Consider the following 23,264-nt stretch of genomic DNA (forward strand, 5'->3'; position numbering starts at 1 on the left):
GGAGCGCACGCCATGCAACAACGCACTTGCCAGGTCCTCGTCGTCGGTGGTGGCCCGGGCGGCTATCCGGCTGCGATCCGCGCCGGCCAGCTGGGCCTCGAGACGATCATTGTCGACAAGCACGGTCTGGGCGGGACCTGCCTCAATCGCGGCTGCATCCCCTCCAAGGCGATGATCCATGCGGCGACCGAGTTCGAGCATATGTCCGAAGCCGCCAAGGGCGACCGTTTCGGCATCTCGCTTTCCGAGGCGCCCAAGCTGGACATGGGCAAGCTGGTGGGCTGGAAGGACGGTATCGTCTCCAAGCTGACCGGCGGCGTGGCGCAGCTGATCAAGGCCGCCGGTGCCGAGCACATCGCCGGCTGGGCCGAATTCTCCAACGCCAAGACCTGCATCGTCACGCAGGAGGATGGCGAAAAGGTCGAGATCACGGCCGAAAATGTGATCCTGGCCACCGGTTCGGTGGAAGTGGAACTGCCCTTCATGCCGTTCGGCAAGTCGGTGATCGGTTCGACCCAGGCGCTGGATCTGACCGAGCGTCCGGAAAAGCTTGTCGTTGTCGGTGCGGGCTATATCGGCCTGGAACTGGGCATCGCCTATCGCAAGCTGGGCACCGAAGTGACCTTCATCGAGGCGCTGGACCGCATCCTGCCGCTCTATGACAAGGAAATCACCCGCCCGATCACGATGTGGCTGAAGAAGCACAAGGTGGATGTCCACCTGTCGTGCAAGGCCAAGGGCGTGACCGAGACAAAGGGCGGCAAGGCCGTTCTGGAATATGAGGACGCCAAGGGCGAGACCCGGTCGATCGAGGCCGACAAGATCCTCGTCGCCGTCGGCCGCAAGGCGTGCCTCGATGGTTGGGGCCTTGAGAATATGGGTCTCGACATGGACGGCAAGTTCATCAAGGTCGACGCCCAGTGCCGTACCGGCATGCGCGGCGTCTATGCCATCGGCGATGTCGTCGGCGAGCCGCTGCTGGCGCACAAGGCGACGGCCCAGGGCGAAATGGTCGCCGAGATCATCGCCGGCCAGCGCCGGGTCCATGACCCGGTAGCGATCGCTGCCGTCTGCTTCACCGAGCCGGAAGTCGTCGGTGTCGGCCTGACGCCGGACGAAGCCAAGGCGAAGGGCGAAGAGGTGATCACGGGCAAATTCCCGCTGGCCGCCTCGGGCCGCTATCTCTCCATGGATGCCGGCACGGATGGCGGTTTCGTCCGCGTCACCGCGCGCAAGGACGATCATGTCATCCTGGGCATTCATGCCGTGGGCACGCACGTCTCCGAGCTGTCGGGCGAGTTCGCGCTGGCGGTCGAGATGGGCGCACGCCTGGAAGACATTTCCGGCACGATCCACGTCCACCCGACCCTGACCGAAGGCTTCGCCGAGGCCGCCCTGACCGCGCTGGGGCATCCGATCCATATTTCCGCACCGAAATAGGTTCGCACTCTCTTCCCCACGCCAGTGGGGAAGAGGGCCGATGCGCAGCATCGGGTCGAAGGGGCGGCGCGAAGCGCCGGAGGGCAGCGATCGAGCTTGGCTCCGCCATTCCGCCGCGTGCCGCGGCGGCCCCTCCCCCGTGAAGCCTGTCCTCGGGTTGGCCTACGGCCAAGCCCGGGGGCGGGTCCCCCTCCCCATGAAATGGGGAGGAAACGCACCCCCTTCACCTGCCACGCCGCCATCCATATATTGTGCGCCTGCGAAGGAGGGCGGGATGGATGACAGCAGGATTTCGCTGGCCGGGGTGATCGGTCCGGAACAGGCGGTCGAGGGTGAAGGCCTGGGCTGTGTCTCCTTCGAGACGGCGCTGATGCGCCGCGTCGTGCCCGGTCCGGGCGATATCGACGAGCTGGGCCATGTGAACAATGTCGTCTATCTGCGCTGGGTGCAGGACATTGCCATCACCCACTGGCACCGCGTCGCCATGCCCGAGATGATCGAGAACGATATCTGGATCGCGCTGAAGCACACGATCGAATACCGCGACGCCATCCAGCCCGGCGAGACGGCCGAGATCCGCACCTGGCTGGGCCGCATCCACGGGCCGCGCTTCGACCGCCATGTCGATATCCGCAAACCCGGCGCGAAACGCTTCTCCGCCCGCGCAACGACGGAATGGTGCCTGATCGATCGCGACACCCGCCGTCCCAAACGGATCGGTGAGGACATTCTCGACACCTTCGCCCTGCACGGGCTGGAGCGCAGCTGATCAGTCGCTGTCGCGGGCGCAGGCGAGATTGTCGCGCAGGCGTTCGACCGCCGATCTGAGTTCAACCAGCTCGTCCCTGGTCATGCCGGTCGATTCCGGAACGCAAGCGAGGAGGGCGCCGGCCTTGGCTTCCAGATCCCGGCCGGACGGCGTCAGCTGTACGGTGACGCGGCGCTCGTCGGTCTTGTCGCGGCGGCGTTCGATGACGCCGGCGGCTTCCATGCGTTTGAGCAGCGGGGTGAGTGTGTTGGATTCCAGGCCGAGCCGTTCGCCCAGCTGGCCGACGCCCTGGCCGTCTTCTTCCCACAGCGTCGTCAGCACCAGGAATTGAGGATAGGTCAGACCCAGCTCGGCCATGATCGGCTTGTAGAAACGGTTGAAGGCATTGTTCGCCGAATAGACGGCGAAACAGACCAGATCATTCAGCCGGATCTTTTCCGGGAAGATGGCGGGGGCAGGGGTTTGGGGCATTGCGGGTCTCGCTGGAATAACCACACTAATTTAGTCGTGCGCGATATGATCGCAAGCGCTTGACGACGGGGCATCGGCTTCCCATTTACATCGTGCACGATTTAATCGTGTAAAAATTGCCTGGCCGCGAGGCCGCTCATCAGGAAGGACGCACAATGTCTGTAAAGGTTGCATACAAGACGACGGCCCGGGCCACCGGCGGCCGCGACGGTACGGCGGAAACCCTCGACGGGACGCTGAAGTTCAAGCTGGCGACGCCGAAGGCGCTCGGTGGTGCGGGTGGCGAGGGCGCCAATCCGGAGCAATTGTTCGCAGCGGGTTATTCGGCCTGCTTCATCGGCGCCATGAAAGCCGTGGCTGGCAAGGTCGGCACGAAAGTCCCCGCCGAGGCGACGGTCGAGACGACGGTGGGCATCGGTCCGCGAGATGAGGGCGGGTTCGGCCTCGACATCGATCTCAAGGTCGACCTGCCGGGCCTGGAGCGCGACACGGCGCAGGCGCTGGTCGACGCCGCACACCAAGTCTGCCCCTATTCCAACGCCACCCGCAATAATGTGGACGTCCGGCTGAGCCTGGCCTGACCGGCATGCTCCTTCGCGCCTTGCAGGGCGCGGAGGAGCATTTGTCCTAGAGCCGCTCCGGGCAGCCGGCGATCTCGGCCGACTTGTTCAGCTGGGCAATCGTGGTGTCGTCCACGGGAATGCCCTCGCGGCGGCGCTTGCCCTCGGCGGCGCGCTCGGGATCGCCGGGATAGAGAACCGGGCTGTCCCAGTCCATCGGCGGCGAGGCGAGGACATAATCGGCCAGCGCCTCGATCTCGTCCTCCATCCAGGACGTGTCGCCGAAGGCGGCCGGATCGATCAGGATGGAGAAGAGGCCGTTCCGCAGCCCGCCGCGCCGCTCGCGCCCCGGCTGGATCGTACCCGAACCCGAAAGCACACCGCCCAGGATCTCGCAGGCAAAGGCGAGCCCGTATCCCTTATGGCGGCCCATTGGCGTCAGCGCGCCTTTCAGCTCGAAACCGGCCATGCCGCTGGGATCGGTCGTCGGACGCCCCGTCTCGTCGATCAGATTGCCCGGGGCCAGTGCGACGCCCTTGTTGGCCGCCACCCGGACCTTGCCCAGCGCGATCCGGCTCGTCGCCATGTCCAGTACAAAGGCAGGACGGTTCTCGGTCGCCGGGAAGGCGATGCAGACCGGGTTGGTGCCGAACCGGGCGTCGGAGCCGCGGAAGGGGGCGACCAGCGGCGCGTGGTCGCCGACACTGACAAAATGGATCGAGGCCAGCCCGGCCGCCGCGGCGCGTTCGCCATAGGCGCCGATGCGGCCGAGATGATGCACATTTCCGAGCGTCGCCGCCGCCAGCCCGCCGGCCTTGGCCTTCTGTCCGGCCTGCTCGATCAGATCGAAGCCGGCCGGTGCGCCCCAGCTGCCATTCCCGTCGACGCGCAGAAGGACCGGCGTGTCGGTCAGCGTGGCGGGGCGGGCTTCGGTGTCGACCTGGCCCTTGCGGATATGGTGGACATAGACCGGCAGCAGGCCGGCACCATGACTGTCATGGCCCTTCAGATTGGCATCGGCCAGATGTGCCGCGACGCAATCGGCGTCGGGTTTGCGGGCTCCGGCTGCCGTCAGTACGGCCGCCAGAAATCCGGTCAGCGTGTCGGCGTCGATGCGGCGGTCGGTGGGGGTCATGCAAGGGGTCCTGTTCAGGCGGCCAGGAAGGATCGAATTGTGTCTTTGCGGTTAATCCGATGTTTACGAAGAATCCGGCGAAGACATGTCGCGTTTTGGCACAAGTAACCAAGTCTTCAAATTTACAACACATAAGTCTCTGAATTAAATAGATAAAAAAATTTCCCAACCACTCAAAAAATCGAATCGCACTTAAGCGTTTGGCAACCGGTTTCAGTCATTCTGCATCCCGTCGGACAGAACGGGTCCGCACGAAATCAACAGGCGTTCGAACACGGGGAAAATCCCGGGCAACGCCTCGAACCAAGAACTGGATGAAGGGTATGTCGATGAAAAAGACGGGAACCATGTTTCTGGCGGCGGCAATGACGGCGATGGCTTTCACGGCGGCTCCGGCACTGGCACAGGACGATCGCGAGCGCACCCAGGTCGAGGCACCGGAATATCCGCGTGGTGCCGAACGCCGCGGGATCGAGGGCTATGCGGTTGTCGAATACACGGTTTCGGCCGAAGGCGCCGTCGAGAACGCCACGGTCGTCGAGGCAAGCCCGGAAGGCGTGTTTGACCGCGCCGTTCTGCGCGCCATCGAAGGCTGGGCCTATGCGCCGTCTGCGGCCGCTTCCGAAGGCGTGCAGCAGCGCTTCGACTTCAACCTGGGCGGTTGAGCATAAAGAAATACTGCGCCATCCGGCGGTAGAACCGGAGAGCGCTCACAAGAATAAGAATTCATTTACGGCGGCGCTGTAGCGTCGCCGTATCTTTTTATCGGGGGCATTAACCGTAAGGGGCCGTCCAATGAATTCTGTATTCGCCAACTTCCTCGACAAGACGTCGAGTATCCGGGTCCGGCTCTTGGCTGCATTTGGCCTGACGTCGGCCATGACGCTGATCGCAGCGGTGGTCGGTGTGACAGGCTTCAATTCGGCGAACTACGCCGTGCAGCAGATCGCCGAGCGCGCCATTCCGGAAACCCAGGCCGTCGATTCGCTGAGCGAGGACAGCCAGGCCCTGTCCGAGGCGCTGTCCAGCTTTGCCCTGTCCCCGACGGTGGATGCACGTCTGGCCAACTACAATCGCGTCGTCGACTACCGCGAACAGCTGACTGCCGAACTGGAAAACCTCCAGGCTATCGGCGGCGAGGCGGAAACCGCGGCGCTCGCATCGGCCGTCGCGGATCTTTCCGATCTCGTTGAAAGCATGAACGAGGTGGTGGATCGCCGGCTGCAAATCCGCGACGAGCGCTATGACGCAACCGCGCAGGCCCGTACGGCACGCGCCCAGTTTGCTTCCAGCGTAGAAAATGCCCTCGACACCAGCACCGACGCAGACATCGAAAGTCTGCTGCGTTCGCTGCTCGCGGCCAACCAGATGATGATCCAGTACACCGAAGTCGATATCGCTTCGACGAATCCGGATGTCGACGCCGTGTTCGACCGCTGGGACGAAGCCGTCGGCGAACTCGATGTGAACCTCGCCATCCTCGGACCGGTCGTGTCCGACGTGATGCGCGGCCAGGCTGACACCCTGATCGCCTTCGGCGAGGGCGACACCGGGATTTTCGAACTGCGCAAGGCGGAGCTCGCCGCTGTTGTCGCCGCTGAAGTGGTCGCCGAGGAAGCTCGCCTGTCGGCAGAGACGCTTTTGGCCAGTGTTGAAGGCTATAAACAGCAGGTCGATGGCCGTGTCGACGGTGCAACCGAAGCCGCAAACAGTGCCGTGACGGCCGGCCGGATCCTGTTGATCGCGATTGCGGCGGTCGGGCTGGTCGTGGCGCTCGCGATTGCCTGGTTCTACGTCAACAGCACGCTGCTTGCCCGCCTGACAGCCATGGCCCGCACGATGCGCGCGCTGGCTGAAGGCGATAATGACGTCAATCTGGGCTTCACGCCCGGGAAGGACGAGATCGGCGACATGGCGCGCTCGGTGGACGTGTTCCGCCAGAACGCCAAGGAGCGCGTGCGTCTGGAAGCGGAGACCGAGCAGGAACGCCGTATGAAGGAAAAGCGCTCGGCGGCTGTGGAAAGCCTGATCCAGGCCTTCGAACAGGCTTCCTCGGATGCGCTCAGCCAGGTCGGCGAAGCAGCCCACCGCATGGAAGCCGCCGCCCGCGCCATGAGCTCGACGGCAGCATCCACTACCGGCAAGTCTGCCGCTGTGGCCCAGGCCTCCGAAGGCGCGTCGCAGAATGTGCAGACCGTGGCCGCCGCGGCTGAGGAAATGGTCTCTTCCATTGGCGAGATCTCGCAGCAGATCGCCCGCTCCACCGAAATCGCCGGTTCTGCCGTCGACCAGGTCGAGCGCACCAATGAGGACGTGCAGCGTCTCGATGATGCCGCCAAGTCGATCGACAATATCGTCAGCCTCATCAACGACATCGCCGAGCAGACCAACCTCCTGGCCCTGAACGCCACCATCGAGGCGGCGCGCGCGGGCGAGGCCGGCAAGGGTTTCGCGGTGGTGGCCTCGGAAGTGAAGGCGCTGGCCAGCCAGACCGGCGCGGCCACGCAGAACATCTCCGAGCACATCTCCGGCATCCAGGGCGCGACCGCCAAGGCGGTCGAGGCGATGTCCTCGATCGGCGGCACGATCCACGAAATGTCGGAAATCGCGACCGCCATCGCCGCTGCCATGGAAGAGCAGCGGGCGGCCGCGGGCGAGATCACCCGCTCGGCCCAGGAAGCCGCCGACGGCACGCGCGACGTGTTCTCCAACATCCAGGAAGTCGACCAGTCGACCTCGGAAACCGGCGAAAGCGCGGGCGAGGTGCTCGAGGCTTCGCTGGCCGTCTCGCGCCAGTCCGACTCGCTGAAATCGGCGGTCGAGCAATTCCTCAACGAGGTGCGTGCCGCGTAAAGCAGGCACAACTGAAATCGGGGTCCGTTCGCGGCTTGCCAGCCGCGGGCGGGCCGCGTATATGGCGTCCCTCTCCCGAACGGGACAGACCTCGTGGCGAGGTAGCTCAGCTGGTTAGAGCGCACGACTCATAATCGTGAGGTCGAGAGTTCAAGTCTCTCCCTCGCCACCACCCTTCGCCCTGCGGGCTTCGGGTGGCAAGCCACCCGCAGCGCGCACCTGGGGCGAAGCGGTGCCCTCCGGAGCCTTGGCGCAGGAGGGCATGTTTGCGACACGCGCGACTCTCCCTTTGCCGTCGAGTTTCAAGCCACCCGCAGCGCGCACTTGGGGCGACGAGGCTTGTCATCCGGAGCTTGAGCGAAGGAGGATGCCCCGCCGAAGCCTTGGCGAAGCCGGGCTGTCGCGACACGCGTCATCCACGCCTTTCCCGGCATTCCGCAGCGCATCTGTCACACGCCGCACGAGCCGTGCGTCTTGGGTTCTGAAGCCTTTGCTTCACCAACCCAGGAGACTGAGATGACTGCCCATACCGAAATCCGTGCCGATCGCGACCTGCCGGACGTCTTCAACGCCTTCATCGCGGCTCAGACCGCGATCGTCGAGGCTGGTCTCGAGCCCGCCTTGCGTCACCTCGTCGTGCTGCGGGCCTCGCAGATCAATGGCTGCGCCTTCTGTGTGAAGATGCACACGCGCGAGGCGCGCGAGGACGGCGAGACGAACGACCGTCTCGACCGGCTTGTTGCCTGGCGTCACATGTCCGACTTCACCGCGCGCGAAAAGGCGGCCTTCGCCTGGACCGAGGCGCTGACGACCGTGGATCCGGCCGCCAATCTGGAGCCCTTGCGCGCCGAGCTGGCGCGTCATTTCGAGGCGCGCGAGATCGCCGCGCTGACGGCGCTGATCGCGATGATCAATCTTTGGAACCGCATGCAGGTCGCCCAGCACTAGGCTGCCGCGACGGCCCGGTTCGCCCGGTGCGGCGAAGCGTCACGCGGGCCGGGCCCGCCATGGCCCTGCGTCACGGGAACAGGTAAAAGAGCGCATGAACAGAACCAACATCCCCCTCATCGCCGTCGCGGTCGCCGCGATCCTGCTCTGCCTCGCCTTCATCGTCTGGGGACTGGGTAATCTGCCCGAGGTCTCGATGGGTATTCACGGCTGGATCGCGCTCGGCCTGGGCACGGTCGTCAGTATCGCTGTCGGCGGCGGGTTGGCAGCCATCCTCATCATCTCGCGCCGCAATGGCTATGACGAAGCCGCGCACCAGGTGTTCAAGGACAGCGAGCCGGATCTCTAGCAGGGTTGCGCCGATCGACGAGACGCAACCGTTTACGGTCCGTCCGGCGCGGCATCTGATCGGCTTCCAGGCCGCGCGGTCAGCATTGTCTGAGATACTGTTTTCAACCCGGATCAGGCCGCAGCGCTGGTCCGCTGCTTCGCCGGATCGCCGAGGCAGGCATCGATGGCGCCAAAGAACTCGGCCTGGTTGATCGGCTTGGTGACGACATCATTCATGCCGGCTTCGCGGCAGCGTGCCTGGGCGCTCGACAGGGCGTTTGCGGTCAGGGCGACAATCGGGACCTGACCGGCCGTGCCGGTCAGCGCGCGGATGGCGGCAGTCGCCTGCAACCCGTCCATCACCGGCATTTCCATATCCATCAGCACGAGATCGTAGTGTTTCGTCTTAACGGCCTCGAGCGCTGCGGCTCCGTTCTCGACGAAGTCGGCCTCATAGCCGCGCAGGTTCAGGAAACCCTTGGCGACGGCGCGGTTCACCGCAATATCCTCGGCGACGAGGACGCGCACACCGCCTGCCGGCGCCGTGGCCAAGACAGCTTCGGTCGCCTCAGCGACAGGCGCCGGGCCGGCGATGTCTCGCTTGAGCGGCACCTCAAACCAGAAGACCGAACCCTGGCCGGCCGTGGTGCGGAAGCCGATCGTGCCGCCCATCAGCTCGACCAGACGTTTGCAGATCGTGAGGCCCAGTCCGGTGCCACCATGGGCCCGCGTGGTCTCGGCATCAGCTTGGGTGAAAGCGGAGAAGAGTTTTGGCTGTGCCGCCTCCGGTACACCGCAGCCCGTATCGCGAACCTCGACCCGCATGACATGACGGCGCCTGCCGATGGCGTGAAAACCCATTTCCACGTCGACCGAGCCGGTCTCGGTGAACTTGATGGCATTGCTCACCAGGTTGAACAGGACCTGTTTCAGCCGCACCGGGTCGCCCTCAAACCGGTCGTCTTCGCCAGCATGAACCTCGATCGAGAAGTCGATATTGTTTTCACGAGCCCTTGCCTGCCAGAGTGTCAGGGCGTCCGCGGCCATGAGATGTGGATCGAAGACCTGGATGTCGAGGTCCATCTTGCCGGCCTCGATCTTCGACAGATCCAGAATATCGTTGAGAAGGCGCAGGAGAATCTGGCCGCTATCATTGATCACGCGCACGAATTCGGACTGTTCGGTATCCAGCTCGGTCGACATCAACAATTGCGCGACGCCGAGCACACCATTGAGCGGCGTGCGGATCTCGTGGCTCATCGTGGCCAGGAATTCCGACTTGGCCTTTGATGCCGCCAGCGCCTCGATGCGTGCATGGCCGAGCTGTTCGGCGAGGGCGGAGAGCTTGTGGCTGCGCTCCGCGCTTTCCCGCGAGGTTTCACGGAACAGGTCCAGGGCCGTGCCGACCCCGCAAAATTCGCCATTGCGGGTGATCAGGAAGCCTTCCATCAGCGCCGACGGCCGGTCGCGCACGATCAGCATGTTCAGCTCGGCAATCGGCGTCGCGGCCTCGACCAGCAGCGGATCCTTGTTCATCAGGAAGGTGATCGGCCGTTTTGAAAACAGAGCGCGGCCATGACGGTCCGCCATCTTCAGGAAAAACCGGTCCCGTGACACCATGCCTACAGGCTGGCCATTCTGCACGACAGCAACGACCAGCAGATCCTTGTCATCGGAGAACAGATCGTAGACGAACTCACCCGAAGTGTCCGGTGATACGACCGGCGCATCTGTCATCACATCGCGTACGAGGCGGCTCATCCCGTTTCCCCTTGAAATCTGCGGGGGAGATTGTCCGGCCCTGCTTTCCAAGGCTTAAACGCTTGGCGGGTTTCATGGAAACTTCACCGAACCGTCACGAAGGCGGGCGCGTTTCCTGATCGATCCAGTCAAGAAAACTTGCGGCACTTCCGGCCGTGTCGACCGGCAGGGAGAGCACGCACGGTTCGTCATAGGGATGCAGCGCGATGATGCGCTCGCACAGGGCGGGCGCCAGATCGCTCCGTGTTTTCAGAACCATGACGGTCTCCTGGGCCGTCTCCACCTTGCCCTGCCAGCGATAGACGCTCAGCATGCCACGGAACACGTTCGCGCAGGCGCACAGCCTCTCTTCGATCAGCCGCTCTGCGGCCGCCTCGGCGCTGTCCGGATCAGGCCAGGTGGTGTAGGTCCAGCTATGGCTCATGGTCATCCTCGCTGTCTTCATTATATAAGCCGCGCATGACGAACCCAAAGCCTGCAACTTCGGCCCTGGTCCTCTTCTCCGGCGGCCAGGATTCCGCCACCTGCCTTGCCTGGGCGCTCGACCGGTATGACCGGGTCGAGACGGTCGGTTTCGACTATGGCCAGCGCCACGCTGTTGAGATGAGCGCGCGGCAGGATGTGCGCAAGGCGATGCAAGTCCTGCCCGGCGGTGACCGGCTGGGCGAGGATTTCGTCATCGACCTCGCCGGCTATGGCGCTATCGCGGAAAGCGCACTGACAGCCGAGCGCGAGATCGAGATGCAGGCCAACGGCCTGCCCTCCACCTTCGTGCCGGGCCGCAATCTGGTGTTTCTCACCGTGGCGTCGGCCCTGGCCTATCGCCGCGGGCACAGCGTCCTTGTCGGCGGCATGTGCGAGACCGACTATTCCGGCTATCCGGATTGCCGGCGCGCCACCATCGACGCGACGCAGCAGGCGCTGGCGCTGGGCCTGGACGTGCCGATGCGTGTCGAGACGCCGTTGATGCATCTGGACAAGGGCCAGACCTGGGCGCTGGCAGCGCAGCTGGGCGGTGCAGACCTGGTCGAACTGATCCGCGTCCAGTCCCACACCTGCTACCGCGGCGAGCGCGGCGCGCTGCACGACTGGGGTCATGGATGTGGCACGTGCCCGGCGTGCGAGCTGCGGGCCGCGGGCTGGCAAGCCTGGCAGGAGGCGCAAACGGCATGAGCTATTCGGTGAAGGAAGCCTTCCTGACGGTGCAGGGCGAGGGCGCCCAGGCCGGGCGCCCGGCGGTCTTCCTGCGCTTTGCCGGCTGCAATCTGTGGAGCGGGCGGGAGCAGGACCGGGCCAAGGCGGTCTGCAATTTCTGCGACACGGATTTCGTCGGCATGGATGGGCCGGGCGGCGGGCGTTTTGCAACACCGCAGGATATCGCCGATCATGTCCGCAGCTTCTGGCCCGGCGGCGGCAAGCCGCTGGTCGTTTGCACGGGCGGGGAGCCCTTGCTGCAGCTCGATCCGCCGCTGATCGAGGCATTGCACGCAGCCGGGTTCGAGATCGCCGTGGAGACCAATGGCACGCTGCCGGCGCCTGACGGGATCGACTGGATCACGGTCAGCCCGAAGGGCGCGGCGCAGGTCGTCCAGCGCTCAGGTCACGAGCTCAAGCTCGTCTATCCGCAGCCCGGGCTCGATCCGGCAGCGTTCACAGGCTGGGACTTCCGGCGTTTTTCCCTGCAGCCGATGGATGGCGCACACATGATGGAGAACGCCCAGGCAGCATTCGAATACTGCCTGGCGCATCCGCAATGGTCCTTGAGCCTGCAGACCCATAAATGGATCGGCGCGCCCTGACGCCCTTACCGGGCTGGCGAACTAGCGGCTTTCCGACAGGCGGCGCGGCAGCGGGGCTTCGCCGAGGCTTTCTGTCAGCTCGCGCGCGAACTGGCTGAAGGCCCGGCGGGTATCGCTCCAGATACCGGTATCGTGCCCGGTCGGTTCCAGATTGTACCAGCGATAGGCATATTGCCCGATCGGACGGCCACTGGCGTCGACCAGTTCCGCGGTCAGCTCGGCCCCGCCGGACGCCTCACTTGTATAGTGCGCGATGTCCATCTGCTGGATCTGAGACAGGGTCGGGCGGCTGGGCACGACATCGACCAGGGTCACGTTCAGCACGGTCTCATGCGCCGAGACGCCATGCCAGTCGGCCGCGACCAGCGTGTTCTGCAACACTTCGCGCAGATAGCCGGTCAACCGTCCCAGCTCGGCTTCACCGAGAAACTCCGCCTTCTCGCGCAGCGCCGGGGCGACGTCGATCCGGCCGATCTCGATCGAGCCGGTCGCCTCGCTGCGATAACTGGACTGGAAGCCGCCGGTCTGCACCATGTTCGGCCCGGCCATGCCTGTCTGGGCCATGGCCGGTGACGCGGCTGTGCTTCCTGCAAACGCACCTACAAGGACTAAAGCGAGCACACGCATCGTGTCTCTCCTCGCATCAGGTCCCCCTTGTGGCACGGAGTTTAACACAGCGCCGGATGTGTGCGTGAGCGAAGGATGTTGTGCGCCCGCGAACGAGGGGCGTGAACAAAAAAAAGGGGCGCACCCGCCGGATGCGCCCCGCTCAAACTGGATGGAAAAGGGTCCGGATCAGGAGCCGGAACCGCTCCGCTCGCTCAGGCTCTCGCCGATATCGTCGGCGAACCGGTCCATGGCGCGGCGTGCGTCGGTCCAGCGGGAATAGCCGACCACGTCCCGGATGTTATGCGAGCGCCAGGAATAGCTGAACGTCTCCAGCTCGGTGCCGCTGGCATCGAGAAGACGGGCTTCCAGGCTCGCCCCGCCGATGCTGATCGACGAATGGTGCAGGCCGCGGGCGGTCATCTGTTCCATGGTCGGCCGGTTGGGCGTGGCGTCGAGAATGGTGACGTCCAGGCGAAGCCCGTTCTCGCCGAGCATGCCGGACAGTTCGCGCTCGAGATCCTCGCGCATCTCATTGGCCAGATAGTCCAGCTCGCGCTGGCCATATTCATCGGCCTTCCCGGTCAGCTCCGGTCCGAAGCCGATCGGGGAAATGGAAACGGGATCCTGTGCCAGAGCCGGAACCGCCAAGGCTCCGATCGCCAGCAGCGCGGTCATGGTGCGTCTCATTGTGCGCCTCCTGTCAAAGTTGGCAAACGAGTCCCTCGCAGCCAGCCTAACAGATAGGAATTGCCGATGAAAATGAAACCGCGGACAGGCGGGGAGGCGCTCAGTCCTCGTCGTCATCGTCTCCGGGCGTGACGACGTCGATTGCAGCGCCGCCCACCGCGCCTGCGGCACCGACCGCAGCGCCGACCGTGCCGACGGCGACATCGGTTGCGGCAATGACCAGGCATCCCGACAAGAGCGGGCTGAGGAACAGCATGGCGAGCAGGATGCGGATGCGGCGCATGGATCGGTCTCCGGTTGAACGCTTCCGTCCTCGCACCGCCATGGTTTCCACAAGATGAAGACGTGGCGTTTTAGCGGCCCTCGCGCCACCAGCCCAGGCCCAGGAAGGCTGCCAGCAGCAGTACGGCCAGGAGGCCCGGCAGAAGCGGTGTGCGGGTCGAGGCCTCGACCACATAGCGCTCATTCCGGGTCAGGCCCAGCCAGCTCCGTCCGGCCTGATCGGCCCCGGCGCGGGTCCGGCGCAGCGCCGGCAGGTCCGCATCGGCGCCGTCACCGACCGGATACCAGCCGCCTCCGGTCGCCTCGATAAAGGGATCGAGCGCCTCGCCGGTGGGACGCAGGTCGGCATATTCCACAGGATTGATCGGACCCAGCGCGGCCACCGTCGTCAGATCGCCCGAGCGCAGCCGCACCAGTCCGGACCCTTCCGCCGGCATGACCGCGGCAAAACGGCCATCCTCGGTCCGGCTCATCGACACGGTATCCTCCCGGCCGTCCGGCCAGGTGATCTCCAGCGGCGGGGCGTCGTCGGCCAGCGTGACGCGGTCGACATGCAGCTCGCCCTCGGTGGCGTAGGCGGTGAGGCGTTCCTCGTCCAGTTCGGGTTCGCGCATCAGCCAGTGGGCAACACGGCGGAACATTTCCGCATAAGGGCCACCGCCCTCGAAGCCGCGCGCCCACAGCCAGGTCTGGTCGCTCATCACGATCGCGGCCCGGCCTTCACCGGAGCGTTGCAGGACGAGAAGCGGATGGCCGTCCGGCGTTTCCAGCAACGTGTCACCGCCCAGCGCCGTGCCGTGGATATGACGCAGCCAGCGGCCCCATTGCGGGGCCTCGCCGCCCCCGGCCAGACCGGCCGTCACGGGATGGCGCAGACCGGTATCCGTGGTCTCCGGAGTAAAGCCCCCATCGGTGATATAGCCCGTCGGACGCACCGGCAGGACCGCGGCCAGCGGCGTGCGGTAGAGGCTTGGTGCCCCGGCAAAGGGCGGGCCGGCCGTCACCAGCAGCGCGCCGCCATTGTCCACATAACGGGCGATATAGTCGAAATAGAGCGGCGGCATGATATTGCGCCGGCGATAGCGGTCGAAGATCACCAGATCGAATTCTTCCAGGCGCTCCACGAACAATTCCTGAACCGGGAAGCCGATCAGGGCCAGCTCGTCGACCGGGGTCGAGTCGCGCCGGTCTGGCGGCCGCAGGATGGTGAAGTGGACGAGATCGACCGAGGGGTCGGACTTCAGGAGGTCACGCCAGGCGCGCGCGCCATTGTGCGGCTCGCCGGTGACCAGCAGCACGCGTAGCCGGTCACGCACTCCGTTTACCGACACAGCGGCGCGGTTGTTGATCAGGGAGAGTTCTTCCGGTCCCGCCACCACCTCGGCCTCGATGACATTCTGGCCGCGGCGCTCCACAGGCACTTCCACCCGGGTCGAGCGGCCGATCGGGATGGTGAAGCGCTGGGGCTCTCCGCCCTCGAAACGGAAGTCCACCGCGGCTGTGCCCTGCATCGCGTCGTCCTCGACGCGGATCATGAACTGCACGGTCTGGCCGACAATGCCGTAACGCGGGGCTTCCTCGATCACCAGGCGACGGTCGCCGGCCTCGCGGTCGCCGGGCATGACGTGATGGATCGGCGCATCGACATTGATCGCATCCAGACTGGCCGGTGCGTCGTGAACCTGGCCGTCAGTAACCAGAACGACGCCGGCGATGCGGTCCGGCGGTGCGCTGGCGAGGGCCGCATTGACGCCGTCGAACAGCATGGTGCCGTCGGCGCTCTCACCGGCTTCCACCTCGACCAGATCGAGCAGCGGATCATTCTCGGCCTCGCGGCGCAGCGCCTCGGCCATGGCGTTGGCGGCCTCGTTGCGCTCGCCGATATCCATGCTGGACGAGGTATCGGTCACCAGGATGGCGACGTCGGACAGCGGATCGCGTTCTTCCTCGACCAGCGAGGGATTGGCCAGCACCAGGGCGATGCCCAGAACGGCGAGTGTGCGCCAGATCCAGCCGGACAGGCGCATCACGCCGCCGGCCAGTGTGGCGACAAGGGCGAGCCCGGTGAGGGCCGCAATCACGCTCCAGGGCAGGAGCGGCGCAAAGTCGAGCGCAGTGACGGTCGCGTTCATTGGCCCAGCCTCTCGAGAATTTCCGGTACATGGACCTGGTCGGCCTTGTAGTTCCCGGTGAGCGCATACATCGCGATATTCACCCCGAAACGATAGGCCATCTCGCGCTGGCGATCGCCGCCCTCGACGGGCACCACGGCCTCGCCATTCTCATTGCGGGCCCAGGCCGAAGCCCAGTCATTGGCGCCGATGATCACGCCGGACGTGCCGTCGCGTGAAGCGCCGTCGGGATTGGCTTCCACCCAGACCGGGCGGCCCGAGAACCGTCCCGGGAAATCCTGCAGCAGGTAGAAGGTGCGGGTGAGCACATGATCCGGCGGGATCTGGGCGAGCGGCGGAATGTCGATGCTTTCCAGCAGGGTGACGAGGCCGGGGTGCGGCGCGCCTGTGCGCAGCATCGCGACGTCGGCATCCTGGGTGTCGAACACGATCAGCCCGCCGGACTGGAGGTAGGCACTCACGCGTTCGGCCGTCTCCGGCGCCAGCGGCTGCTCATTGCTGGAGACCGGCCAGTAGATCATCGGGAAGAAGAGCAGCGGATCATTGTCGATATCGATGCCCATCGGTGTGTCCGGCTCGATGGCACTGCGACGGGTGATCTCGCGGCTCAGCCCGGACAGGCCCGCTTCGCTGCGGCCGTCGGTCTGGGCGTTGCCGGTGCGGACATAGGCAAAGCGCAGGCTCAGCGCGGCTTCCAGGGCGAACGCGTCGGGATCGCTCTCCTGGGCGTCCGCCGTCGGGGCGCCGGGCAGTATGGCCAGCGCAATGAGGACAGCGGCAGCCGAGCCGCCCAGCCGCAGCGGCAGACGGCCGGCCAGCGCCAGGGCGATCAGGATGTCCATGGCCAGCAGGATCAGCGCGGCGGCCAGAAGCGGCGCGTCGAAATGCGAGACCCGCGGACCGTCCAGCCCGGCAAATTCAGCGCCGGGCAGATTGCGCGGCAGCGGCACCATCCGCGTGTCGCGGGCGATCACGTTGAGGGCGGCCGAGGCCGAACCAAGACGGTAGAGGCCGGGCGGTGAAACCGGGCTGGGCGTCGTCGTCTCGAATGCCTGGGCCGGGATCGGCCGGGCCGAGGCGGGTGCTGTGGCCAACTGGCCCTCGGCATCGAGTGCCCGGTCGAGCACCCAGGCGCCATTGGCGGGTGAAGAGGTATTGCCGCTGCGGGCGAGCCCCATCAGGCGCTGCAGCATGCGCGGGAAAAGCCCGGTCAGCGGCAGGTCCGACCATTCCGGGCTCGCCGTGACGTGGAACAGCACGATCCAGCCGCGGGCGCGGCGTTCGGCGGTGACCAGCGGCGTGCCATCGTCCAGACGGGCCCAGACGCGATCCGGGGTCGCCGAACCCGGTTGGGCGAGAACCTGCCGGTCGACAGTCGCATTGCGGTGCACCGGCAGGCCGGCGAAGGGCGATGTGTCGGGGAAGGGCGCCAGCGTCTGCGGTTCCTCCCAATTCAGTGCCCCGCCGAACAGACGGCCGCCCTGGCGCAGGTCGACGGGCAGCAGCGCGTCGCCGCGGGCCGCCAGGCGCGGGCCGGCAAAGCGGATCAGCACGCCGCCATTGTCGATGAAGTCGGCAATGCGCGGATCATCGCTGCGCGCATCATCGGTCATCACCAGGATGGAGGGCTCGGCAGCCAGAAGGTCGTCCAGCGTGCCGCGGATCAGCTCGGCCCGTGGTGCCAGGGCGCTCTGGATATAGTGGATACCCGACAGCAGGGGCTGGCCCTCGCTGGCGGTCAGTTCAATCAGGCCGACGCGCGGCCGTTGCCAGCTATCGCCCAGCAGATGCACCGACCCAGCGGTCGATGTGCCGTCGAGACGCAGGCTGGCGATGCGATTGCGCAGGTCGAGCGGCAGGGACAGCGTTGCCGAGGCGATGCCCGAACCGGCCTCAAAGGTGACGTCGCGGCGGGCGATGGCGCGGCCGTCCGAACCCAGCGCCGTGACCCCGGCGGTACGGGGCAGGTCGGTCGCGGCGCGGCGGACTTCCACCGTCAGCCCGTCAGCCGCGGCTTCCGGCGGCGCAAGGCCAAGCGCGGCGCGGCCGCTGTCCGGTTCGATCACCCGCAACCGGCCCAGGCCCGACAATGTCTGGGCCAGGCGGGCCGCATCGCCGGAATTCAGGCCGTCGCTCAACCAGGTCACGGCCAGCGGGCCGTCCAGCTGACCGGCTTCGCGCGCATTGCGCAGACGTTCGGCCGCGGCGTCGCGATCGGCCGGCCAGGGCTGGGGTGACAGGGTTTCCAGCTGGCGGCGGGCGGCATCGGCATTGCCAAGGCGCACGGGCAGGGGCGGGGTGCCGCTGCTCGCAGTGCCAGTGACGGCAATCGCACGGCCGTCGCGATCAGCCTGGTCGATCAGGCGTTCGGCCTCCCGGCGCATATCGTCCCAGGCCGAAGCGGCCGTCCAGCCATTGTCCAGCACCAGGAGGGAGGGGCGTGTCTCTGTCTCGACCGCGGCCGGCGTCCAGACCGGGCGGGCCAGGGCGATGATGATCAGGGCCGCGATCAGAAGGCGGAACAGGATCAGCCACCAAGGCGCGTGCTGCGGCGTCTCGGCATCGTCCGGTGCGCCCATAAGGAGGCGCAGCGGCGGGAAGACGGCCCGGCGCGGTGCGGGCGGGGTCGCGCGCAGCAAGAACCACAACGCGGGCAGTGCCAGAAGACCGGCCAGCGCCAGCGGAGCTGCGAAAGAAAAAGGGCCCAGGGCGAACATATGCGTCAGACGTCTCGTGCCAGGGTTTTGAACAAGGATAGCACGGCGCTGGTCGCCGGGCGGTCGGTGCGGTGTGTGATCATCGTCCAGCCGAACTGCCGGGCGAGCGCCGCCAGCTGTTCGCCATGCTGGGTCCAGCGGGCGCGATAAGCGTTGCGGGCTTCTTCGGCGCGGCCGAACAGCAGGGTTTCGCCGCTGCCGGGCGCTTCAAAGCGGGTGCGGCCGGAATAGGGGAAGTCTTCCTCTGCCGGATCGACGACGCGCAGCAGGACGCCATTGGCCTCCTGGGCGGCAAAGCGCGACAGGCGGGCAGCCCAGGTCTCCGACGGATCGAGGAAGTCACTCGACAGCACGATGCGGCTGAAGCGGGAAATATGCGGCGCCTCGACCGATTGGGCGGCACCGGGGCCCAGCGCCAGGCGGCGCGAGGCACGTTCGAGACCCAGCGCGCCGGTGCGGGCTATCGCCGATTCGCCCAGCACGGAGACCCGCTCCCCGCCCTGGGTGAGCAGGGCGGCAACGGCGATCAGGCAGACGGCAGCCCGGTCGGCCTTGGTCGGGACGTTGCGGCTGGAGGCAAACTGCATCGAGGCCGAGCCGTCGCGCCACAGCGAGACGGTGTTGGCAGCCTCCCACTCGTTCTGGCGCACGAAGAGCTGGTCGGACTTCGCCGACTGGCGCCAGTCGACCGCGGCGCGGCCGTCTTCTGGGCGGTGGTGACGATACTGCCAGAAAGTCTCGCCAATGCCCGAGCGGCGTCGGCCATGCACACCCTGGGCAACCGTCGCAGCGATGCGATCGGCCTCGGCCAGCAGGGCCGGCAGGCGCGCAGCCGCATCCTCACCCTCGTGACGCAGGGCGACGACGCGGCGCTCGGTATTGCGGTCTGCGCCCTGGGCCATGGATCAGGCCGCCTGGTCTGCGAGCGTCTTGATCAGGCCTTCCAGCGTATGACCGTCGGCGCGGGCCGCGAAGGACAGCGCCATGCGGTGTTTCAGCACCGGTTCGGCCAGTGCGGCAACGTCTTCGGTCGACGGCGCCAGGCGGCCGCGCAGCAGCGCGCGGGCGCGGCAGGCCAGCATCAGCGCCTGGCCGGCGCGCGGGCCGGGCCCCCAGGACACGCCGTCGCGCACGGCGGGGACATCGCTCTCGTCCGGACGGGCCGAACGCAGCAGGTCGAGGATCGCATCGAGCACGCGCTCGCCGACCGGCAGGCGGCGCACGAGCGATTGCAGTTTGAGGATCTCGTCCGGGTTCAGCACTTCAATTGCTTCGGCCTGTTCGGCGCCCGTCGTTGCCAGCAGCACGGCGCGTTCGGCCTCGCGCTTGGGATAGGGGATGTCGACGCGCAGCAGGAAGCGGTCGAGCTGGGCTTCGGGCAGCGGATAGGTGCCTTCCTGCTCGATCGGGTTCTGGGTCGCCAGAACGTGGAAGGGTTTGGGCAGGTCGTGGCGCTCGCCGGCGACGGTAACATGGCCTTCCTGCATCGCCTGCAGCAGGGCGGCCTGGGTGCGCGGGCTGGCGCGGTTGATCTCGTCGGCCATCAAGAGGCGGCAGAAGACCGGGCCCGGCAGGAAGCGGAAATGCCGCTTGCCGTCATCGCTCTCTTCCAGGATTTCCGAGCCCAGGATATCGGCGGGCATAAGGTCCGGCGTGAACTGGATACGCTTGGTATCCAGACCAGTGGCCGTGGCGATCGTCTGCACCAGGCGCGTCTTGGCGAGACCTGGCGCGCCGACCAGCAGGGTGTGACCGCCGGCGAGGACAGCGGCGAGGCACAGCTCGATCTCGTCCTCGAGCCCGAAGATCACCCGGCCGATGCTCTCTTTCACCGCCTTGAGACGTTCCGTCGCGGCATCCGCCTCGGCAATCAGTTCTGCACCGGGTTCATTCGTCTCGGTCATCGTCCTACATTCCTTTGCGATACAGATACGATCCATTGGCCATATTGCTCTTTACGAGCATGGCGTTGCACACGAAAGCTGTCCATGCCCTCCACACCTCCGACGCGCGATCCGATGCAGTCGCTACTCGACGCCGCCCGCCAGGCTGGTGACGGGCTGCCGCCGGTAGACAAGTGGCATCCCGACTATTGCGGCGAGATGGACATGGTCATCAAACGTGACGGGTCTTGGTGGCACGAAGGCACGCGCATTACACGTGACCGTCTTGTAAGACTGTTTTCCACGATCTTGCGGAAAGATGACGATGGCATTCACTACCTTGTGACCCCGGTCGAGAAGATCGGCATCGAGGTGGAGGTCGCGCCCTTCATCGCCACACGGGTCGACGCGGTCGGCGGGGGCCGGGACCAGTCGCTTGTCTTCACCACCAATGTCGGCGATCTCGCCGAGGCCGGACAGGATCATCCGATCACGGTCGAAGTCGATGAAGAGACCGGCGAGCCGACGCCGCTGGTGCGGGTGCGCGGCCGGCTGGACGCGCTGATGGCACGTCCTGTCTTCTACGAGCTCGCCGAACGGGCGGTGGAGCATGAGGGTGTGATGGGCGTATGGAGTGGCGGTGAATTCTATCCGCTGGGGGCGGTGTGATGGAGAGCGCCGACCGGCTGCTGGCCCGGTTGCGCGAAAGGCTGGACCCGGTCGATGCGCCGGCCATGCCGCCGCGATTCGGCGATGGCGATCTCAATGGCGGCGTGCCGCTGCGCGAGACGGCGACGACGGCGCTGCGCAATGCTGCCGTGCTGGCCCCGCTGATCGTGCATGACGGACCGCCGCGCCTGCTGCTCACCGAACGTGCAGCGCACCTGGCCAAGCATGCCGGCCAGGTCGCCTTCCCCGGCGGCAGTGTCGATCCGACCGGCGAGACCCCGGCCCAGGCCGCGGTGCGCGAGCTGGAAGAGGAGGTCGGGATCGGGGCCGGGCATGTCGAGCTGATCGGCCGCTTCGACGGGTATGAGACCGTCACCGGCTTCCACGTCACGCCCTTTGTGGGCGTGCTGAAGCCCGGCTATGTGCTGCGTCCGGACCCGGGCGAGGTCGCCGATGTGTTCGAGGCGCCCTTCGATTTCCTGATGGATCCGGTCAATCACCAGCGTCATTCGCGCGAGTGGCAGGGGCACCGGCGGCATTTCTATGCCATGCCCTGGGAAGGCCGCTATATCTGGGGGGCGACTGCAGGCATGCTTAAATCCCTGCACGACCGGTTGTATGGTTAGCTCATGATCCGCATCACAATTATCGAAATCGCCTCGTTTTTCCTGCCCTTCCTGCTGTTCTTCATCTGGCGGTGGCAGACACGGTCCGACGTCAAGCTGACGGCCACGCCGGCGCTCAAGCTGGGTGTGGCCGGAGCCGTGCTGGCGATCGTTGCGATGATCGCGCTGGCCATGTTCGACGCCTCGCGTGGCGGGCATGAGGGCGACCAGTACGTGCCGCCACGCGTTGTCGATGGCCGGGTCGTGCCGGGCCATTTCGTCCCGGCGGGCGAAGTGGAAAGCGACGAGGCGGATACGCCGGAAACGGAAGGCGAAGACACGCCGCAATGACCCGGCCGCGTCTCGATCCCGCCCGGCAGACCTGGATGCAGGCGCCGGAGACCGTCGCTGTGATGGAAGCGCTGGATGCCGTCCGGCCCGGCGGCAGCCGCTTCGTGGGCGGCTGCGTGCGCAATGCGCTGCTCGGCGAACCGGTGGCGGATGTCGACATCGCCACCCAGCTTCTGCCCGACGAGACCATTGCCGCGGCGAAAGCGGCTGGCCTGAAGGCGGTTCCCACCGGCAAGGCCCACGGCACGATCACCGTCATTGCCGATGGCGTGCCCTTCGAGGTGACGACGTTGCGGCGCGATGTGTCGACCGATGGCCGGCGGGCCGTGGTGAGTTTCACTGGAGACTGGGCCGAGGATGCGCAGCGGCGCGATTTCCGTCTCAACGCGCTCTATGCCGACCGCACGGGCGAGATCTCCGATCCGACGGGCGGGCTCGAGGACGTCGCGCCGCGGCGTTTCGTGTTCGTGGGCACGCCGGATAACCGTATCCGCGAGGACTATCTGCGCATCCTGCGCCTGTTCCGCTTCGAGGCCTGGTATGGCGGCGGCGATCCGGACCCGGCGGGGCTGGCGGCGGCGGCGGCGCTGAAGGACGGGCTTCATAAATTATCGGTCGAGCGTGTCTGGGCCGAACTCAAGAAATTGCTGGCTGCACGCGATCCGCGGGCCGCACTCGCCGCGATGGCCAGGGCGGGTATTCTGGATTTGATCCTTGGAGTGAACGGATCCTTAAGAGTCCTCGGCGGTATTGTTGATCAGGATGTACAATATGGTCTAGCGCCCGATTCGCTCTTGAGGTTCGTGGCGCTTGCCGATGGCGGACCGGAAAGGATCAGGACCATGGCAGCCAAGCTGAAGATGTCGAACGCAGAGACGCGCCGCCTCGAGGGCGCCGTCGACCCGTCGGCGCGCGAAGATGTCACAAAGGCCTTTTCCGATATGGCCGCAGCCGAACGCGCCATCATGACGCTGGGCGCACGGGCTTTCGAGGACCAGGCCCGCCTGCAGGCGGCCGGCGAGGTGGCTCCGCCGCCGCGCGACTGGACCCTGCTCGCCAAATTCGCCCGCGAATGGGCCGAGCCGGAATTCCCGGTCAAGGGCGGCGATCTGATCCTGCTGGGCTACGAGCCCGGCCCCATGCTCGGCGATGCCCTCGACGAACTGAAGGCCCACTGGGTGGCCGAGCGCTTCGAGCCGACCAAGGACGAGCTGATCGCGCGCCTGAAAACGCACTGATCGGCCTTCGAACCCAGAACAGAAA

24 protein-coding genes and 1 tRNA gene are annotated in these 23,264 nt (G+C 66.2%); 14 read left to right on the plus strand and 11 right to left on the minus strand.

Annotated elements, in window-relative coordinates:
• Window positions 1–12: 12 nt before the first annotated feature.
• Together lpdA and ACXAJV_RS04680 are read left to right on the plus strand one after the other, a co-directional pair.
• The gene (gene lpdA / locus ACXAJV_RS04675) at window positions 13–1,440 is read left to right on the plus strand and encodes a dihydrolipoyl dehydrogenase (RefSeq protein WP_475082469.1); all 1,428 of its coding nucleotides are present in this window, start codon (window positions 13–15) and stop codon (window positions 1,438–1,440) included.
• A gap of 274 nt (window positions 1,441–1,714) precedes the next feature.
• On the plus strand, window positions 1,715–2,209 hold the full coding sequence (locus tag ACXAJV_RS04680; RefSeq protein WP_475082472.1) for an acyl-CoA thioesterase: 495 nt from the start codon (window positions 1,715–1,717) through the stop codon (window positions 2,207–2,209).
• On the opposite strand, the gene ACXAJV_RS04685 is transcribed toward ACXAJV_RS04680, so the two are convergent.
• A complete protein-coding gene (locus tag ACXAJV_RS04685) occupies window positions 2,210–2,680 on the minus strand; it encodes a MarR family winged helix-turn-helix transcriptional regulator (protein ID WP_475082475.1) in 471 nt (156 codons plus the stop codon). It abuts the gene before it with no gap.
• Window positions 2,681–2,835: 155 nt separating this feature from the next.
• Between ACXAJV_RS04685 and ACXAJV_RS04690 the strand changes: the two genes are divergently transcribed.
• Window positions 2,836–3,261, plus strand: a complete 426-nt coding sequence (locus tag ACXAJV_RS04690) for an organic hydroperoxide resistance protein (RefSeq protein WP_475082477.1) — start codon at window positions 2,836–2,838, stop codon at window positions 3,259–3,261.
• A 46-nt stretch (window positions 3,262–3,307) separates the two neighbouring features.
• Here ACXAJV_RS04690 and ACXAJV_RS04695 read toward each other — a convergent pair whose 3' ends face one another.
• Window positions 3,308–4,375, minus strand: a complete 1,068-nt coding sequence (locus tag ACXAJV_RS04695; protein ID WP_475082480.1) for a malate/lactate/ureidoglycolate dehydrogenase — start codon at window positions 4,373–4,375, stop codon at window positions 3,308–3,310.
• Between the two features lie 329 nt (window positions 4,376–4,704).
• Here ACXAJV_RS04695 and ACXAJV_RS04700 point away from each other — a divergent pair, with 329 nt between their 5' ends.
• From ACXAJV_RS04700 to ACXAJV_RS04720, 5 genes are all read left to right on the plus strand, one after another.
• Window positions 4,705–5,040: an energy transducer TonB gene (locus tag ACXAJV_RS04700; protein ID WP_475082483.1), complete on the plus strand. Its 336-nt coding sequence runs from the start codon at window positions 4,705–4,707 to the stop codon at window positions 5,038–5,040.
• 130 nt (window positions 5,041–5,170) lie between these two features.
• Window positions 5,171–7,228 carry a methyl-accepting chemotaxis protein gene (locus ACXAJV_RS04705; RefSeq protein ID WP_475082486.1) on the plus strand — a complete coding sequence of 686 codons (2,058 nt, stop codon included), beginning with the start codon at window positions 5,171–5,173 and terminating at the stop codon, window positions 7,226–7,228.
• Between the two features lie 95 nt (window positions 7,229–7,323).
• Window positions 7,324–7,400: transfer RNA gene (locus ACXAJV_RS04710), tRNA-Met, on the plus strand.
• 344 nt (window positions 7,401–7,744) lie between these two features.
• The gene (locus tag ACXAJV_RS04715; protein ID WP_475082489.1) at window positions 7,745–8,176 is read left to right on the plus strand and encodes a carboxymuconolactone decarboxylase family protein; all 432 of its coding nucleotides are present in this window, start codon (window positions 7,745–7,747) and stop codon (window positions 8,174–8,176) included.
• Between the two features lie 94 nt (window positions 8,177–8,270).
• Window positions 8,271–8,525, plus strand: coding sequence for a hypothetical protein (locus ACXAJV_RS04720; RefSeq protein ID WP_475082492.1), 255 nt, complete (start codon window positions 8,271–8,273; stop codon window positions 8,523–8,525).
• Between the two features lie 113 nt (window positions 8,526–8,638).
• On the opposite strand, the gene ACXAJV_RS04725 is transcribed toward ACXAJV_RS04720, so the two are convergent.
• Both ACXAJV_RS04725 and cutA read right to left on the minus strand, forming a co-directional pair.
• On the minus strand, window positions 8,639–10,267 hold the full coding sequence (locus tag ACXAJV_RS04725) for an ATP-binding protein (RefSeq protein ID WP_475082495.1): 1,629 nt from the start codon (window positions 10,265–10,267) through the stop codon (window positions 8,639–8,641).
• A gap of 94 nt (window positions 10,268–10,361) precedes the next feature.
• Window positions 10,362–10,691 carry a divalent-cation tolerance protein CutA gene (cutA, locus tag ACXAJV_RS04730; protein WP_475082497.1) on the minus strand — a complete coding sequence of 110 codons (330 nt, stop codon included), beginning with the start codon at window positions 10,689–10,691 and terminating at the stop codon, window positions 10,362–10,364.
• 35 nt (window positions 10,692–10,726) lie between these two features.
• Between cutA and queC the strand changes: the two genes are divergently transcribed.
• Window positions 10,727–11,440 carry a 7-cyano-7-deazaguanine synthase QueC gene (gene queC, locus ACXAJV_RS04735; protein ID WP_475082499.1) on the plus strand — a complete coding sequence of 238 codons (714 nt, stop codon included), beginning with the start codon at window positions 10,727–10,729 and terminating at the stop codon, window positions 11,438–11,440.
• Window positions 11,437–12,066: a 7-carboxy-7-deazaguanine synthase gene (queE, locus tag ACXAJV_RS04740; protein WP_475082502.1), complete on the plus strand. Its 630-nt coding sequence runs from the start codon at window positions 11,437–11,439 to the stop codon at window positions 12,064–12,066. Before queC ends, queE begins: the two co-directional genes overlap by 4 nt.
• A gap of 21 nt (window positions 12,067–12,087) precedes the next feature.
• Here the strand turns inward: queE and ACXAJV_RS04745 are convergent, their stop codons facing one another.
• The 7 genes from ACXAJV_RS04745 to ACXAJV_RS04775 form a co-directional block, all read right to left on the minus strand.
• Window positions 12,088–12,630, minus strand: a complete 543-nt coding sequence (locus tag ACXAJV_RS04745; protein WP_475082504.1) for a hypothetical protein — start codon at window positions 12,628–12,630, stop codon at window positions 12,088–12,090.
• A gap of 231 nt (window positions 12,631–12,861) precedes the next feature.
• Window positions 12,862–13,362 carry a DUF3313 domain-containing protein gene (locus ACXAJV_RS04750; RefSeq protein WP_475082507.1) on the minus strand — a complete coding sequence of 167 codons (501 nt, stop codon included), beginning with the start codon at window positions 13,360–13,362 and terminating at the stop codon, window positions 12,862–12,864.
• A 100-nt stretch (window positions 13,363–13,462) separates the two neighbouring features.
• Window positions 13,463–13,645, minus strand: a complete 183-nt coding sequence (locus tag ACXAJV_RS04755; protein WP_475082509.1) for a hypothetical protein — start codon at window positions 13,643–13,645, stop codon at window positions 13,463–13,465.
• A gap of 70 nt (window positions 13,646–13,715) precedes the next feature.
• Entirely contained in the window at window positions 13,716–15,776 is a 2,061-nt protein-coding gene (locus ACXAJV_RS04760) for a glutamine amidotransferase (protein WP_475082512.1), read from the minus strand.
• A complete protein-coding gene (locus ACXAJV_RS04765) occupies window positions 15,773–18,493 on the minus strand; it encodes a DUF4159 domain-containing protein (RefSeq protein WP_475082514.1) in 2,721 nt (906 codons plus the stop codon). The genes ACXAJV_RS04760 and ACXAJV_RS04765 overlap by 4 nt, the downstream gene beginning before the upstream one ends.
• 5 nt (window positions 18,494–18,498) lie before the next feature.
• Complete coding sequence (locus tag ACXAJV_RS04770) at window positions 18,499–19,395, minus strand: DUF58 domain-containing protein (RefSeq protein WP_475082517.1); 897 nt, start codon at window positions 19,393–19,395, stop codon at window positions 18,499–18,501.
• Between the two features lie 3 nt (window positions 19,396–19,398).
• Window positions 19,399–20,397 (minus strand): AAA family ATPase, encoded by a 999-nt coding sequence (locus ACXAJV_RS04775; protein WP_291883081.1) that lies wholly within the window; start codon window positions 20,395–20,397, stop codon window positions 19,399–19,401.
• An 84-nt stretch (window positions 20,398–20,481) separates the two neighbouring features.
• Here ACXAJV_RS04775 and ACXAJV_RS04780 point away from each other — a divergent pair, with 84 nt between their 5' ends.
• From ACXAJV_RS04780 to ACXAJV_RS04795, 4 genes are read left to right on the plus strand one after another with little or no spacing between them, the layout of a single operon-like run.
• A complete protein-coding gene (locus ACXAJV_RS04780; protein WP_475082519.1) occupies window positions 20,482–21,045 on the plus strand; it encodes a DUF1285 domain-containing protein in 564 nt (187 codons plus the stop codon).
• Window positions 21,045–21,671 carry a CoA pyrophosphatase gene (locus ACXAJV_RS04785; RefSeq protein WP_475082521.1) on the plus strand — a complete coding sequence of 209 codons (627 nt, stop codon included), beginning with the start codon at window positions 21,045–21,047 and terminating at the stop codon, window positions 21,669–21,671. Before ACXAJV_RS04780 ends, ACXAJV_RS04785 begins: the two co-directional genes overlap by 1 nt.
• Before the next feature lie 3 nt (window positions 21,672–21,674).
• Entirely contained in the window at window positions 21,675–22,001 is a 327-nt protein-coding gene (locus ACXAJV_RS04790) for a DUF6111 family protein (RefSeq protein WP_475082523.1), read from the plus strand.
• Entirely contained in the window at window positions 21,998–23,239 is a 1,242-nt protein-coding gene (locus ACXAJV_RS04795) for a CCA tRNA nucleotidyltransferase (protein ID WP_475082526.1), read from the plus strand. The genes ACXAJV_RS04790 and ACXAJV_RS04795 overlap by 4 nt, the downstream gene beginning before the upstream one ends.
• Window positions 23,240–23,264 lie beyond the last annotated feature (25 nt).

It is taken from the genome of Maricaulis sp. ABE4_448 (genome assembly GCF_056160825.1).